The organism is Shigella sp. FC1544 (assembly GCF_001722145.1).
Lineage (GTDB): Bacteria > Pseudomonadota > Gammaproteobacteria > Enterobacterales > Enterobacteriaceae > Escherichia > Escherichia coli.
On sequence record NZ_MECT01000338.1, the window covers coordinates 1 to 1040 of the forward strand.

2 pseudogenes are annotated in these 1040 nt (G+C 41.9%); both read left to right on the forward strand.

Annotation, left to right across the window (positions count from 1 at the left end):
• Positions 1-315, forward strand: a pseudogene (locus BGK49_RS15875) (IS1-like element IS1B family transposase); the annotation flags it as partial.
• Positions 316-556: 241 nt separating this feature from the next.
• Positions 557-893: pseudogene (locus BGK49_RS29580) on the forward strand (hypothetical protein).
• Positions 894-1040 lie beyond the last annotated feature (147 nt).

Consider the following 1040-nt stretch of genomic DNA (forward strand, 5'->3'; position numbering starts at 1 on the left):
GACAGGCTCCGGAAGACGGTTGTTGCGCACGTATTCGGTGAACGCACTATGGCGACGCTGGGGCGTCTTATGAGCTTGCTGTCACCCTTTGACGTGGTGATATGGATGACGGATGGCTGGCCACTGTATGAATCCCGCCTGAAGGGAAAGCTGCACGTAATCAGCAAGCGATATACGCAGCGAATTGAGCGGCATAACCTGAATCTGAGGCAGCACCTGGCACGGCTGGGACGGAAGTCGCTGTCGTTCTCAAAATCGGTGGAGCTGCATGACAAAGTCATCGGGCATTATCTGAACATAAAACACTATCAATAAGTTGGAGTCATTACCGTATTTTGAGAATATAGTTCCTAGAATACCAATTATATATAATACGTTGTAATATATGTATTCCAATTAAAACCGTTATTATAATAATTATCATATATGGTTCTTTTCATGTTGATTTCGTCAGAAACAGAAAATGCTGATGATGAATTGTGAATAATCAAACTGACCTCTAATTATCCTGTATGGAGTAGTGCTTATTTTCGACTCAATTTCTACTGATTAGATTATGGTTATCAGTACAGTGGGTTATGAAAAACGGACTGGATCTGCCAGCAGTGCTTCTATTATTATTCAAAAAGAACTTCAGCCGGACAATGCTATAATCCAGGGAAAGGCTATAAGCTCTGTTGGACGGAATGTGGAAATCAGCACTGGTAAAAAGGGGAACTGACATTAACACAAGAAGGATTCCTGCAAGCAACTGCTTATCTGTCCGGAACGCAGAATTAAAGCATGACCACACAGGAGCCAGAATACTGTGGTCGTACGCATTCAGTATTGTGACAACTAATAGAAATAAAAATCTGGCCGGTGCGAATATTAAACGATGCGATACCGTATAGTGTAAGTCAAAAGTAACGGGGTATTTAAACCATCTTTTCATATTTATTGTAAGCGTAAACTGACCGCCGTATGTAGCCATTAAGCCTGTATTGGTAACGTAGGTGCCCACCTTTTCAACTAGTGGACACCTGTTATGGAACAGAAAG